This is a genomic window from Pseudomonas sp. PS01300 (genome assembly GCF_029960155.1).
GTDB classification, from domain to species: Bacteria; Pseudomonadota; Gammaproteobacteria; order Pseudomonadales; family Pseudomonadaceae; genus Aquipseudomonas; species Aquipseudomonas palmensis.
On the sequence record NZ_JASCPN010000006.1, the window covers coordinates 103,996 to 117,718 of the forward strand.

13 protein-coding genes and 1 tRNA gene are annotated in these 13,723 nt (G+C 63.8%); 3 read left to right on the top strand and 11 right to left on the bottom strand.

Annotation, left to right across the window (positions count from 1 at the left end; genetic code table 11):
* Nucleotides 1-232 precede the first annotated feature (232 nt).
* The gene (locus tag QMX96_RS05720) at nt 233-529 is read left to right on the top strand and encodes a DUF3077 domain-containing protein (protein WP_282361367.1); all 297 of its coding nucleotides are present in this window, start codon (nt 233-235) and stop codon (nt 527-529) included.
* 339 nt (nt 530-868) lie between these two features.
* Here the strand turns inward: QMX96_RS05720 and QMX96_RS05725 are convergent, their stop codons facing one another.
* From QMX96_RS05725 to QMX96_RS05745, 5 genes are all read right to left on the bottom strand, one after another.
* Nucleotides 869-1,102, bottom strand: coding sequence for a hypothetical protein (locus QMX96_RS05725; RefSeq protein ID WP_078481050.1), 234 nt, complete (start codon nt 1,100-1,102; stop codon nt 869-871).
* A gap of 135 nt (nt 1,103-1,237) precedes the next feature.
* Nucleotides 1,238-2,212 carry a tripartite tricarboxylate transporter substrate binding protein gene (locus QMX96_RS05730; RefSeq protein WP_078481051.1) on the bottom strand — a complete coding sequence of 325 codons (975 nt, stop codon included), beginning with the start codon at nt 2,210-2,212 and terminating at the stop codon, nt 1,238-1,240.
* Between the two features lie 170 nt (nt 2,213-2,382).
* Entirely contained in the window at nt 2,383-3,522 is a 1,140-nt protein-coding gene (locus QMX96_RS05735) for a mandelate racemase/muconate lactonizing enzyme family protein (RefSeq protein WP_282361337.1), read from the bottom strand.
* Nucleotides 3,523-3,538: 16 nt separating this feature from the next.
* On the bottom strand, nt 3,539-4,660 hold the full coding sequence (locus QMX96_RS05740; RefSeq protein WP_043860271.1) for a mandelate racemase/muconate lactonizing enzyme family protein: 1,122 nt from the start codon (nt 4,658-4,660) through the stop codon (nt 3,539-3,541).
* Nucleotides 4,657-6,282 carry a BCCT family transporter gene (locus QMX96_RS05745; RefSeq protein WP_282361338.1) on the bottom strand — a complete coding sequence of 542 codons (1,626 nt, stop codon included), beginning with the start codon at nt 6,280-6,282 and terminating at the stop codon, nt 4,657-4,659. Before QMX96_RS05745 ends, QMX96_RS05740 begins: the two co-directional genes overlap by 4 nt.
* Nucleotides 6,283-6,405: 123 nt before the next feature.
* Between QMX96_RS05745 and QMX96_RS05750 the strand changes: the two genes are divergently transcribed.
* On the top strand, nt 6,406-7,308 hold the full coding sequence (locus QMX96_RS05750) for a LysR substrate-binding domain-containing protein (RefSeq protein WP_043860269.1): 903 nt from the start codon (nt 6,406-6,408) through the stop codon (nt 7,306-7,308).
* 19 nt (nt 7,309-7,327) lie between these two features.
* On the opposite strand, the gene QMX96_RS05755 is transcribed toward QMX96_RS05750, so the two are convergent.
* Nucleotides 7,328-8,257, bottom strand: coding sequence for a LysR family transcriptional regulator (locus tag QMX96_RS05755; protein WP_054916486.1), 930 nt, complete (start codon nt 8,255-8,257; stop codon nt 7,328-7,330).
* 108 nt (nt 8,258-8,365) lie between these two features.
* On the opposite strand from QMX96_RS05755, the gene QMX96_RS05760 reads away from it, so the two are divergent.
* A complete protein-coding gene (locus QMX96_RS05760; protein WP_282361339.1) occupies nt 8,366-9,562 on the top strand; it encodes an MFS transporter in 1,197 nt (398 codons plus the stop codon).
* A 139-nt stretch (nt 9,563-9,701) separates the two neighbouring features.
* Here the strand turns inward: QMX96_RS05760 and QMX96_RS05765 are convergent, their stop codons facing one another.
* From QMX96_RS05765 to pgsA, 5 genes are all read right to left on the bottom strand, one after another.
* Nucleotides 9,702-10,043 (bottom strand): hypothetical protein, encoded by a 342-nt coding sequence (locus QMX96_RS05765; protein ID WP_282361340.1) that lies wholly within the window; start codon nt 10,041-10,043, stop codon nt 9,702-9,704.
* A gap of 327 nt (nt 10,044-10,370) precedes the next feature.
* Nucleotides 10,371-10,919: a hypothetical protein gene (locus QMX96_RS05770; protein ID WP_282361341.1), complete on the bottom strand. Its 549-nt coding sequence runs from the start codon at nt 10,917-10,919 to the stop codon at nt 10,371-10,373.
* A 318-nt stretch (nt 10,920-11,237) separates the two neighbouring features.
* A complete protein-coding gene (locus QMX96_RS05775) occupies nt 11,238-12,791 on the bottom strand; it encodes a hypothetical protein (RefSeq protein ID WP_282361342.1) in 1,554 nt (517 codons plus the stop codon).
* A gap of 200 nt (nt 12,792-12,991) precedes the next feature.
* Nucleotides 12,992-13,067: transfer RNA gene (locus QMX96_RS05780), tRNA-Gly, on the bottom strand.
* A gap of 65 nt (nt 13,068-13,132) precedes the next feature.
* A complete protein-coding gene (pgsA, locus tag QMX96_RS05785) occupies nt 13,133-13,693 on the bottom strand; it encodes a CDP-diacylglycerol--glycerol-3-phosphate 3-phosphatidyltransferase (protein ID WP_043860267.1) in 561 nt (186 codons plus the stop codon).
* Nucleotides 13,694-13,723: the final 30 nt, after the last annotated feature.

A 13,723-nucleotide genomic window follows, 5' to 3' on the forward strand; every position in this document is an offset into this window, starting at 1 on the left:
CCCCTCCAGCTTCCCCACAAGCCAGAACCTTGAATACCCACCCCCACCCCGTTAACCTTCGCCCATCGCTTTTTGTGTCTGCTGTTTCGTGTCATGGCAGCTGTGCGTGGGGCGCATTCGTGCGCGCCGGGTTCCTTGATTCCCGGTCTACCAACCTGCGTACAGCGCCACCCTTCGTCTGGTAGCGATAGGTGTCGGCTCCACCAATCAAGGGAGCTGCACAATCACAAGAATCGTCCCCGCTCCCCCGCTTGTTAATTCCCGCAAAACCACCTACACCGCCTTCGGCTGTAGCAACGGAAACCACCCTCCCCTGTTTTCCGTCTGCGAAGGCATCGAGCTCGAAGATGCGTTGGTCCATCTGTCGCTACAGATCCAATGCGCCAAGGACACCACCGCACAAGCTTGCGAACGCGCCGACGCGCAGTTCAAGCACCTGCTGGTGGCAGCGCAGCAGTCGCTGGAGATGAGCACCGTGTTGATCGACACGGTGCTGGACGGCATGGAGGCGCAAGCGGTAGACGCGTAACGACGAGACACCCGGGCCGCAGACGCGGCCCACTGATAGGGGTGCCTATGCGCCATGTAGGAGGCGGCCTCGCCGGCGAAGCGACGCGCGGGCAGCGCGCGGCCTAGAGAGCGCCATCAGATTCAAGGCATGCCCCCCAAACCCAGATGCAATTTCAAGACAGGTGACTGGGGATGTCTTCAGAAAGGCAACCAAAGGATCGCGGTGAGGTTATCAGGTGCCAGTCAATGCTGTTGTGCCGGTCACAAGATCGAGCGCGGCGCTTCGCCGGCAAAGCCGGTTCCTACATGGGCTGCCACGTGCCAACGCCTGTGAGATTCGAGTTGCCAGCCACCACAACTACACCACCAGAATCGCCTCATGCACATCAATTGTCGGAATCGGCACCACACAACGGCGCGTGTCGAGCCACTGGCGCATCTTGCAGGCGTCGAAAATCTGGCCCTCGTCCATCATCGTCAGGATGAGCTTTTGAGACATGTGGTAACACCCACATTTCAGGCAACGCCGCCCTTCCCACCCGGCTGGGCAGTCGATGGCCTCGGCGTGGCCGGCGCAGATCAGACAGCTCATGCAACCCCCTGATTGTTTTTCTGGGCGGGAAGGAACGTGCTGGTTACACCACAAAAAACAGCGTTCGAAAAAGGCATGAAAATTCCGTGCCAAGGCACGTATCTCGACAGATGGCAGCTGTTTCGGGCACCCGCCTCACTGGCCCCTGCGAAGGTCGTCGATCAGGGTCTTGTACCCGGCCACCTGCTGCTTGACGTAGGTGCGCAATTGATCACCGGTCAGGGCGAACGGCAGCAGCCTGAAGCCGCTGCGAAGCTGGGCGAACTGTTCCGAGGCCAGTAGCTGGTCGAAGGTGTGCTTCCACCAGGCGTAGTCCTCGTCGCTGACCCCGGGCCCCAGATAGAAGCCCCTGACCACCGGGCAGACGATGTCGTAGCCCTGTTCCCTGGCGGTGGGTACGTCCTTGAGCTCACCGCCCAGGCGTTCTTCCGAGAGTACGGCCAGCAGGCGCATCTCGCCGCGCTGCAGGTGGGTGATGACCTCGAACGCATCGGTACTGCTGACTTCGATGTAACCGCCCAGCAACGCCGTGGCGCTTTCGCCGCCGCTTTCCAGGGCGATGTAGCGCAATTCGCCAATATCGATACCCGCGGCCTTGGCGAGCAACGCGGCCTGCACCCAGTCCTGCCCGCCGGCAGTGCCGCCGGAGCCGAACAGCACCTTGCGCGGCTGCTGCTTCAGCGCCTTGACCAGGTCGTCGAGGTTCTTGTACGGGGAGTCGCTTCTTACCGCGATGGCGCCATAGCTTTTGCCCAGGGCGGCGACCCAGCGTACCGCGCCCTCGTCGAAGCGCCCGAACTTGCCCTGAGCAAGGTTGAGCAGCGACCCGCTGGACCATGCGATCAGGGTGCCCGGCTCTGCCGGCCGTTGCGCGATGATGGTGTTGTAGGTCACCGCCCCGACCCCACCGGGCATGTAGGTGATCTGCATGGGCTGGTCGAACACCTTGTTCTGGGCCAGGGCTGTCTTTATCAATTGGCACATCAGGTCCCCACCGCCACCCGATGAACCGGGCACGATGCACTCGGGCGAAGACGGCGGCGCCGCCAGCAACGAAGTGGCGAACAGGGAGCAAGCGATCGAGCAGATACTGCGCAGGAAAAACGTCATGGCGGTCGCCTGTTATTGTTTTTGGTATGACTTGGCAGTTGCGCACCGGGCGGGTTGTCGCCAGTGCACAACTGCACGTACCAAATCTTAGGCTGTGTAGCTTTCTCCAACCTTGCAGCAAGGCAGCGTACGCTGCCCGCGCCATGACTGCAAAACCGGCACCACGGCAGTTACGCAGCGCCTGCCTGGCGGCCGACACTCAGTTGCAACTGGGCAACGCGCCCGATCTGCTCCCAGTCGATCTGCAGGCCCAGGCCCGGTTGCTGCGACACCGTCACCTGCCCTTGCGCGTTGGTGCGGATCGGGTTGGCGGTGGCGAACTCGAACAGCTCGACCTCGCACGCCTGTTCGAAGTAGCTGCACACCGGCTGCCCCAGCATCAGGTGCAGGTTGGCCGCCTGTGCCAGCGAATGCCCCCAGCTCTGCAGTTCGACCTTGAGCCCGCTGGCCGCAGCGTGGTGGATGATCTTCAGCGCGGGGGTGATGCCGCCGCAGGTCATCACATCCACCCGCACACGGCTCCAGCACTGCTGGCTGGCGGCAAACGCCACCAGCTGGCTGTCGGTGATGGCGTTGCCGGCGGCCAGCACCGGCACCTGCAGCCGCGCGCTCAAGTGCCGGTACCCGGCCAGGTCGTAGTCGTCCAGCGGCGCCTCGAACCAGGCGTAGCCCAGTTCGCCCAGCACCCGCCCGACCTTGAGCGCGGCGTCCAGGTCGTAGCGCTGCTCCACGTCCAGCATCAGCGCCAGGCCCTTGTCGCCGTGGGCCCGCTGAACCTGCTCGAGCAGTTGCAGGTCGCGCGCCGGGTCGCACCAGCAATGGAACTTGATGGCCGTAAAGCCCGCCTCGACCAGTTGCTGCACGGCGTCCACATAGGCCTGCGGCGTGCCCAGCACCGGCGTGCTGGCGTAGGCGTCGATGCGCTCGCGGTAGCCGCCCAGCAGCCTGAACAGGGGCAGGCCCGCCGCCTGCGCCGCGATGTCCCACAGCGCCACGTCGATCAGCGCCTGGGCCTGGGCCGAGCGCGCATAGGCCCTGGGCTTGAAGTGCATCCACAGCCCTTCGCGCTGCAGTGCCGAGCGCCCGAGCAGGTCGGGGATCATGTCGCGCAGCGTCTCGGCCAGTACCGCGTCGGGGTGGTGCGTGGTGTACGAATCGGTAGCCGCCACGCCGACGATGCCGTCGCAGGTGCTGATGCGGATGAAGGTGTGCGTGGTGCACGGCGCCGGTTGCTCCGGGGTCCAGGTGGAGCCGCGCAGCGGCGGCGCGCACACGAACACCTCGACCCGGTCGATGATCTGGTTGTGCATTGGGGGCCTCCCGCCTCTAGGTGCGAACGCGATAACGCTCGATCATCGCCTCGTCCAGTATCACGCCAAGGCCTGGGCTGTCGGGCACGCGCACATGGCCGTCCTCCAGCGCCAGCAGGTTGCTCACCAGGCCACGGAACAACGGGCTGTCGCTTTGCGAGTATTCGATCAACTCGCCAAACTCGCTGGCCGCCAGAAAGTGCACGGTGGCTGCCAGCAGGATGCCGGTGCTGAAGCCGTGGGGTACCAGTTGCGCGCCGTGCAGTTGCGCCAGTTCATAGATGTGGCGCATCTCGCTGATGCCGCCGCAGCGGGTGATGTCGGGCTGGATGATCGCCGGGCGCGAAGCCTCCAGAAAGTGACGGAACTCGTGCCGCGTGGCCAGCCCCTCGCCGCCGGATACGCGCAGCCCGGAGCGCTCGGCCAGGTACGCCAGGCCGCGGGTGTCGTCCGAAGGCAAGGGTTCCTCGATCCAGTTGAGGTTGAACTGGCGCAGTGCATCGCATTGCACCAGCGCGTGGGAGTAGTTGCGCCAGCGCCCCACCAGGTCGATCTGCAGTTGCACGTCGTCGCCGATCTCCTCGCGCACCAGTTGCAGCAATGCCTTGTCCCTGGGCAGGTCTTCGCCAAAACCTGCGCCGCCGAGCTTGATGCTGCGCAGGCCCTGGGCCAGCAGGCCGCGTACCCGCTCGCGGTTGCCGGCCTCGTCGGGCCGCGGGATGAAGGTGCCGTAGGCGGCGATGCGCTCACGGTACTTGCCGCCGAGCAGGGTGTGCACCGGCACGCCGTAGTGCTGGCCGGCGATGTCCCACAGGGCGATGTCGAGCGCGCTGATGGCATGGATGGCCACGCCGCGCCGGCCCATGTATTCGCAGTGGCGGTACATCTTCTTCCACAGCCGGTCGATTTCCAGCGGGTTCTCGCCGACCAGGATGTCGCGCAGCCCCTGGCAGGTTTCATGGGATGCCGGCGTTTCGATCAGGGCCTTGACCACGGCCGGCGAGCTGTCGGTTTCACCGATGCCCAGCAGGCCGCTGTCGGTGTAGATGCGCACGATCAACGCATCCTCACCCCACTCGCAGGGCTGGTCGAGCGCAGGCACGCGCAACCAGATCGCTTCTACATCGACTATTTTCATTGCAGGTTTTCCAGAGTTTTCGGGGCGCCCTGGCGAGCTTGGCGAGGGGCCTGTTCGGTGTCGCATGCAGTGCTCTGGGCCAGGCGGGCGGACTGCGCTTCGATCAGGTGTGCGGGCATTGCTGCGTAGTCTTCGCGCAGCCACTTCAGCAGCCCCCAGATCTTCACCATGAGGATGAAGATGAACGGGATGGCGGTGAGGATCACGGCAGTCTTGAGGGTGTTGAGCGAGGCATTGATGTACAGCATCGCCAGCGGCAGCACGGCCAGCATCAGGCACCAGAACAGGCGCAGGCTCGGCGACGGGTCCTGGCCTTCACGCAGGTTGCGGGTGCTGGTGGCGGCCACGGTGTAGGCCACGGCGTCCAGGTGCGAGGCCAGGAACACCAGCATGAGCAGGAAGTACACCACCGACAGCAGTTTGCCGAACGGCAGGCTGGCGAGCAGCATCGACACCGCCGCTTCGCCGCCGGCACCGCTGAGCATGGCCGGGGCATTGACCACATCGGTGACGAACTGGTGAATGGCAAAGCTCTGCAGGCTGCCGAAGAAGAACCAGCAACCGCCGCAGCCGCCCAGGATCATCGCCAGTACCACCTCGCGAATCGTGCGGCCCTTGGAGACGCGGGTGACGAAAATTGCCACGCCCGGCGTGTAGGTGATCCAGTACAGCCAGTAGAACACGGTCCAGTCACGGGAGAAGCCGCCGTCCCCGGTAGGGTCGGTGAACAGGCTCATGTGGATGAAGTTCTGCAGGGTCAGGCCGATGGCGTTGGCGATGTTGCTGACGCTGAACTGGGTGGGCCCCAGCAGCAGCACGACCAGGGCGAACAGCATGGTCATGCCGCAGGCCAGTTTTGCCAGGCGCTGCATGCCGGAGCTGATGCCGATGTAGGAGCTGAGCGAGAACACCAGTGTCACCAGGATCACCAGCGACGCCTTGAGCATGAAGCCATCGGCAAGCCCGGTGAGGTCCGACAGCCCCTTGGCCACGGTGGAGGTGGTCAGGGTGGTGGTCAGCACCAGCCCGCCGAAGGTGGCGAACAGGAAGATCAGGTCGATGACCCGCCCGACCGGGCCGTGGGCCTTGTAGCCGGTGATCGACTCGATGATGCCCGCCAGGCTCAAGCCTTTGTTCTTGCGCACATGGAAGTGATACGCCATCGCCAGCGAGGCGATGCCGTAGATGGCCCACGGGGTCACGCCCCAGTGGAAGAACGAGTAGGCGATGCTCATCTCCAGCGCCTGCTTGCTGGCGGCGGTGATGTTCAGGCCCGGGGTGAGGTAGTAGTAGGCCCATTCCATGAACGCCCAGTACATGGTCGCCGAGCCGAGGCCGGCGCAGATGAACATGAAGATCCAGCTGGTGTTCCTGTACTCGGGCTTGCCCTCGCCCAGGCGGATGTTGCCGTACTTGCTCATGCCCAGGCCGATCACCAGTACCACGCAGGCAAAGCCCAGTACCTGGACCAGCACGCCGAAGGTGGTGGTGGCACGGGTGAAGAGCTGATCGGCCAGTACCTTGGCCTGATCGGGGAACATCATCAAACCGATGACCGTCAGCGATATCACCACGATGCTGGTGAAAATCAGCGTCAGGTCTTTCTGGGTGTTCTGCTGCATAGTGAGTCCCAACTGTTGTAATTATTGGACAGACCCCCGTATTGGCAGGCTCGGCGGCTAATGTAAGCTGGTGCCCAGCGCCGAGAGAATCGCGATTTGGTAATGGACTAATAACGAAGTCTTATGAATAAATTCGCCCTGACCCGCCTGCCGCACATGACCCTGCTGCTGGCCTTCAAGACCGTTGCCGAGCACGGCAGCTTCACCCGTGCCGCCACCGCGCTGCACCTGTCGCAGTCGGCCATCAGCCAGCAGGTGGTCAAGCTGGAGGAGGCATTGGGGGTGACGCTGTTCGTGCGTTCGACCCGTACCGTGGCCCTGACCAGGGCCGGCGCCGCGCTGCTGGACGATATTCGCGCCCCCTTCGACCAGCTGGTGGCCGCCTTCGAGAAATGCGCGCGCAAGGCCGCACCGTCGGTGCTGCACATCGAGGCCGAGCCGGTGATGAGCGCGTTCTGGCTGACCCCGCGCCTGAAGCATTTCACCCAGCGCTTCCCCGCGCTGCGCATCCAGCAACTGCTGAGCACCCAGCGCGTCGAGTTTCCCGACGAGGTGGAGCTGGCGATCAAGTGGGGCACGGCCGACTGGCCGGGTTTCGACACGCAGTTTCTGATGGGCCTGAACTACGTGCCGATCTGCTCGCCCGCATTGCTCGAAGGGCCCGACGCGCTGCGGGTGCCGGCCGACCTGGCGCGTCACCCGCTGCTGCATGACCGGCATCATCACGACTGGGAAGCCTGGCAGGCGCTGTACCCCACGCCAGGGCTGGAGGTGCGCAGCGGGCACGTGGTCACCGACTCCAATGTGCTCGCGCAGCTGGCGATCGAGGGGCATGGTGTCGCCCTGTGTGCGATCGAGCTGACCGAACGGGCGGTGCGCAGCGGCGAACTGGTGATGCCCTTCCCCGAGCTGGTGATGCCGCATCAGCTGGCGTATTACCTGCTGACCAAGCCGCACAAGCAGATCAGCGACATGGCCCGGCAGTTCATTGCGTGGCTGAAGGAAGAGGCAGGCAACGGGGCGTAGTGCGTGACTGGGTGCCCGATCAGCCCATCAGCTCGACATCCGGAATCGCCGCCACCGTGGTTTCGCGCAGCAGCGCCAGGAACTCGACGACATAGGGTTTCTGGCTGTCTGCCGGCAAGGTGGCAGCCCAGATATCCGAGATAAGCCCCTCGCGGGTGATGGGCCTGGCCGTCACGTACTGACGCTGGAGGTAGGTCTGCACGGCCCAGCGTGGCAGCACCGCAATGCCGCGCCGCGCGGCCACCAGCATCAGGATCGCGACAGTCAGCTCGGCGGTGCGGCGCACAGGCTTGATCCCCGCGGGCCGCAGCAATGAGCGGACAATGTCCAGCGCGTCTTCCTCGATCGGATAGGTCACCAGGGTTTCGTCGATAAAGTCCTCGGCCGTCAAGAACTCGCGCAGGGCCAAGGGGTGGTCGTTGGCAACCAGTGCCACCAGCGGATAGCGAAACAGCCCGTGAAAATCGACCCCTTCCTCGTCCCTTTCGGAGCAGGACACCAGTGCAAGATCGGCGGTGCGCTGATGCAGCAGGCCAACGGGATCGTCGTGATAACCCGATACCAGGTCCACTTCCACCTCAGGCCAGCGTGCTCTAAAGGCATCGACTGCGGGCATGAGCCAGTCAAAACAGGTGTGGCATTCGACGGCGATACGCAAGGTACCGCCGGTGCCTTCGGCCATCTGCAGCAGGTCACGCGTGGTCTGATTAAGAATGGGCACCACTTTGTCGGCGGCTTCCAGCAGCCGCTTGCCAGCCGGCGTAAAGACCACCGGGGAAGACTTGCGAACGAACAATGGGGTGCCGAAAAACTCCTCCAGCGCCTTGATGTGATGGGACAAGGCGCCTTGGGTCAGTCGCATCCAGGACGCGGCGCGGGAGACGCTGCCACTGTCGCGCAGGGCCACCAGCGTTTGCAGGTGGCGAACATCGATCGGGATTCTGTCCATTAAATTTACTGAGGTTAAGTGAGGATATTATTCGTTTGAATAATAGACCTGCGATTTTCATACTTCCAGCCTCGATTTCACCCAGGCAAGACAGAGGCTGCACGCAAGATGAAAAAAACACACATACACAGGCAGGTCGGCATTCTGGCAAGTGCACAGGCCTTGTTCCAGACGGTTTCGGTTCTGGTGATGACCATCGGCGCACTGGCAGGCGCCCAGTTGACCCACCGCGCCGACATGGCCACATTGCCTATCGCCAGCATGTTCCTGGGCACCGCACTGGCGATGTTGCCGGCCTCGTCATTCATGGCAAACGCCGGGCGCAGGGCCGGCTTTGTACTTGGCGCGGCGCTGGGCGTGACCGGCGGCATGGTCGCTGCCGCCGGTATCTGGTTCGGCTCCCTGGCCCTGCTCGCACTGGGCACCTTCCTGGTCGGCACCTATCAGGCCTTTGCCCAGTTCTACCGTTTTGCCGCAAGCGAGGTCGCGGACGAGAGCTTGCGCCCCAAGGCCATCTCGCTGGTGCTGGCAGGTGGCATAGTCGCTGCACTGCTGGGGCCGGCGTTGGCGCGGTTCGGAGGCCAGTGGATAGGCCCGCAGTACTTCGGGTCATTTGTTCTGCTGACCGTCGTCGCCGTGTTGGGGCTGGGCGTGCTGCTGTTTCTGGATATGCCTGCCACCGAACCACCGGCGGCGGGCCTGGACAAGGGCCGGCCATGGGCACGGATCGTCCTGCAGCCGACCTACCTGGTAGCCCTGTTCGGCGCGGTGACCGGCTATGGCGTGATGATACTGGCGATGACGGCGACTCCGCTGGCGATGCTCCACCATCACCATCCGCTGGCCACGGCCGCCACCGTCATCCAGTTGCACGTGATGGGCATGTTCCTGCCCTCGTTCTTCACCGGCGCCCTGATTTCCCGGCTGGGTGCGGCGTGGGTGATGCTGCTGGGCGTGATGCTGCTGGCCTTGCACGTTCTGACCACCTGGTCCGGCACGGGCTTCAATGCCTTTGCCAGTGCTCTGGTTCTGCTGGGTGTGGGCTGGAATTTCCTGTTCATCGGCGGCACGGCCTTGCTGACCACAACCTACAGCCCGGCGGAAAAGAGCCGGGCCCAGGCGACCAACGACATGGCGATCTTTGCGGTGGGATTGACGTGCTCGTTTGGCGCCGGCGGCCTGCTCGACGTGTTTGGCTGGCAGGTGCTGAATGCGCTGCTGCTGCCTTGGCTGGGGCTTGCCGGCCTGATGATCGTATGGCGGCTCGTGGCTGAAAACCGCACCCGAACGCTACCGCAGGGCTAGGGCCGCACGGGGTGTGGCACCCGGGATGATCCGGCAAGCACTCCAGCTCTTGTATAGACTGGGTCTGGACGCGCCTCATCACTCACGGGATTGCACGATGAATCACCGCTACACCCGCCTGGACAGGCTGGCCAGCAGTTCACTGCGCCTGAACATGGGGCTTGCCGTGCTCCTGGGCCTGGCACTGCTGTTGACTGGCTTGTGCTACTGGGGCGTGAATCGCGTGCTGCAGAAGCAGGAAGACACGGTGAAGTTTCACTTCGCCCGCCTGATGGAAAACATTCGCGAGCAGGAAGCCTTTCTCAGCGCCGTGTCGCGCAAAAGCGCCGAAGGCCAACTGCTGGGCGCCTCCAGTGTGCCGGTGGTGGTGCAACGGTCTTCGTCCGATGCCACCGGTGCGGTCTATGAAGAACTCGAATACGCCTTCTCCCTGCCGTTCAGCGTGAAGATCAACCCGGCCAGGATCGCAGCCTCGCAACACGCCAGCGTCTCTACCCTGGGGGCGAACCTGGCCAACTACTACAGTGCATTCTGGTCGGCTTCGCACTATCAATCGCCCCAGGTGCTGCTGTTCAACCTGCCGGACAACTTCGATATCAGCGTACCGGCCATGGGGCGCCTGCGCGGCACGGGTCGGCCCCGACAAGAGGACTTCGATCGTGTGGTGCGCCAGGTGGGCAAGAGCCTGCACGACCACGCGCCGCAGGACCACCAGGTGCAGTGGGTGCCCTATGACGCAGGCCCCGATGCCCCTGCCACTGTGCTGGGGTATGTCGACATCGACCTGTCGGCAACCCGGCTGCACATTTCAGGGGCCAGCCCCTCGGTGGTGGTGGCGTCCATGTTCACGCTGGATCAGGTCAACAACATCGAACGCATCATGCAGTGGTCGATCTACGATCACTTCAGCCTGATCGCCCCCACCCGCGAGGCATTGGTGGGCGAGTTCAAGCCCGATCGGGTGCTGCATGAAGGCCTGAACCTGAACGCTGACGGGCTGGTGTTCCGTGTGACAAGCCCGGGCGAGCAGCCCTGGACCGGCATCTATGTGATCGGTTTCAAAAGCTTTGTGGACTATGCCTTCTGGCCGCTGCTGGGACTGGTTGCACTGATGCTGGCCGGATTGGGCGGCGGCTGGGCGTTCAATCACTGGTATCGCAAGCATGTGGTGTTGCCTGCCCACCGTGCACTTGAAGACATCGCCGAGAGCGAGGCTTTCAGTCGAGCCGTCATCGACACGGCGCCAGCCGGTCTGTGCGTGCTGCGTTGCAGCGACTACGCGGTGCTGCTGGAAAACCAGCACGCCCAGCAGTCCCACGGCAGCGCCACGCTGATCGGCGCCCTGCGTCGACAGCACGACCTGCCCGAGCGGGGCTCAACCGATCTGCAGGTTGAAGGCCGCCATTGGCACGTGAGCCTTGTGCCTACCCGCTACCACGGCGAAAACGCCTGGCTGTGTGCCTTTCATGACGTTACCCGGCTTGTCGAAGATGCCGCCAGCCTTGAACAGGCGCGCTTGGCCGCCGATTCCGCCAATGAAGCCAAGACACGTTTCCTGGCCACCATGAGCCATGAGATCCGCACACCGCTGTACGGCGTACTGGGCACCCTGGAGCTGATGGGGCTGACCGCGCTCGACCCGCGCCAGCAGCACTACCTGCAGACCATCCAGCGATCATCGGCCACCCTGTTCCAGCTGATCAGCGACGTGCTGGATGTGTCGAAGATCGAATCCGGACAGATGACCATCGACGATCTGGACTTCTGCCCTCTGGAGATGATCGAGGCCACACTCGGCACCTACAGTGCATACGCCCAGGCCAAAGGCTTGCAACTGTATGCCTGCATCGATGCCGACCTGCCCGACCGGCTGCGCGGCGATCCGTTGCGCATTCGCCAGATCCTCAACAACCTGCTGAGCAATGCCATCAAGTTCACCGACAGCGGCCGGGTGGTGCTGCGGGCTCGGGTCGTGGAACAGGACAGCGAATACAGCCAGTTGCAGTGGCAGGTCAGCGATTCGGGACTGGGTATTTCCCAGGCCCAGCAGGTGCATCTGTTCGACCCGTTCTATCAGGTGCGCGACGCCAGCAGCGAGGCCGGCGCAGGCCTGGGCCTGTCCATCTGCCGCCGGCTCTGCGAACTGATGGACGGCCAGCTCGACGTGGTCAGTGCAATCGGGCTGGGCAGCAGTTTCACCCTGCAGCTGAAGCTGCCCCGCGCGCCCGGCGCACTCACCGACTGTCCTGAACTCGAGCCATCCACCGCCCCTGTGTACGTGCGCGCACCCGTCCCGGAACTGGCCCGGCACCTTTGCGCCTGGCTCGTTCGGCTGGGGGTAGACGCCCGTCCGCTGGCCAGCGACATGGGTTCGGGCAACGACGCGACACTGTTGGTGGACATGCTCGCGTCCGGTCAAGCGTGGGCTGGCCCCCGGATCAACGCCGTACCGGGCGGGCCCAACCCACCCGACCACGGCGCTGATGGCTGGGAGGTCGATGCCTACGACGTTCGCGCGATCGCCAGGGCGGTGGGCCTGGCGCACGGCGGTCACGACACGCAGCACAGCGCCTGGCCAGCGGGCACCCGCCAGCCACTGGACCTGCGGATTCTGGTAGCCGAAGACAACCCCATCAATCAGGCGATCATCAAGGAGCAACTCGAAGCCCTGGGCTGCGTGGTCACGGTGGCGTTCAACGGTGAGCAGGCACTGGCACTCTGGGCGCCCGGGGCGTACGACCTGGTGCTCACCGACGTCAACATGCCGGTTATCAATGGCTATGAGCTGACCCAGGCATTGCGCCAGCAGGATGCCGACCTGCCCGTGATCGGCATCACAGCCAACGCCATGCGCGATGAAGGCGAGCGCTGCGCGGCCGTGGGCATGAACGCCTGGATGGTCAAGCCCCTGAACCTGCACACCTTGCGTACTCAGCTGTTGCAGCACTGCGAGCTGGTTCTGCCGCAGCCCTTCACCGAGGTCGACGAACCCGCCACCACACCATCGAGCGACGTCGACACCGTCCACGTTCCGCCTGCGATGCGAAAACTGTTCATCACCTCGATGCGCGACGACCTGCACAAGATCCACGTCGCACTGGACAACGCCGATGCCGGCGTCCTGGCGCAGGTACTGCACAGCCTGGGCGGCGCCCTGTGCTCGGTTCAGGCGTTCGCCCTGGCCACCTTGTGCGCCGAACTGGAATGCCAGCTTTGCGGGGTCGCACATCACGCCGCAGCTGGCCCGGAAGGTACGCCAGGTGCAAACGCGCCTGGAGACAGTGCTGAACACACAGCAGGCCCTGGACGGTTGAAGCCGTCCTGTCTTGCGTATTCGAAGAGGATTGTTGCGCAACGAAAAAAGGGCCACTTTTCAGCGGCCCTTCTTTCTGACGAATTACAGACCTTTCGATCTGTAGCTCCAAATACTGGAGCGGGAAACGAGACTCGAACTCGCGACCCCGACCTTGGCAAGGTCGTGCTCTACCAACTGAGCTATTCCCGCGTCGTGTTGATGGGGGCCATTCTAGCGATTTTAAAAACGCCGTCAACCCCTTGATTCAAAAAAGTTTATTTTATTTCAGAGCCTTCACGCAGGTGCGGCCAGGCTGCACGCAGGTAGTGCACCATCGACCACAGGGTCAGCCCCGCCGCCACCAGCAGCAGCGCATAACCCAGGCCTACCCAGAACCCCCACACCGGCGGGTTGCCCAGCAGGATCACCAGCGCCAGCATCTGTGCCGCGGTCTTCCACTTGCCCAGGTTGGACACCGCCACATGGGCACGTGCGCCCATCTCGGCCATCCATTCACGCAGCGCCGACACCACGATCTCGCGACCGATGATGACCGCCGCCGGCAGCGTGAGCCACAGGTTGGCATGCACCTGCACCAGCAGCACCAGGGCCACGGCCACCATCAGCTTGTCCGCGACCGGGTCGAGGAAGGCGCCAAACGGAGTGCTCTGCTGCCACCGACGAGCCAGATAACCGTCCAGCCAGTCGGTGGCGGCGGCAACGGCAAACACGCTGCTGGCGGCTATGTAGCTCCAGTGATACGGCACATAGAACAGCAGTATGAAGATCGGTATGAGCAGAACGCGTAGTACGGTAAGCAGATTCGGGATATTCATCGGCACAACTGGCTGCGAGGTGAGCGGGCA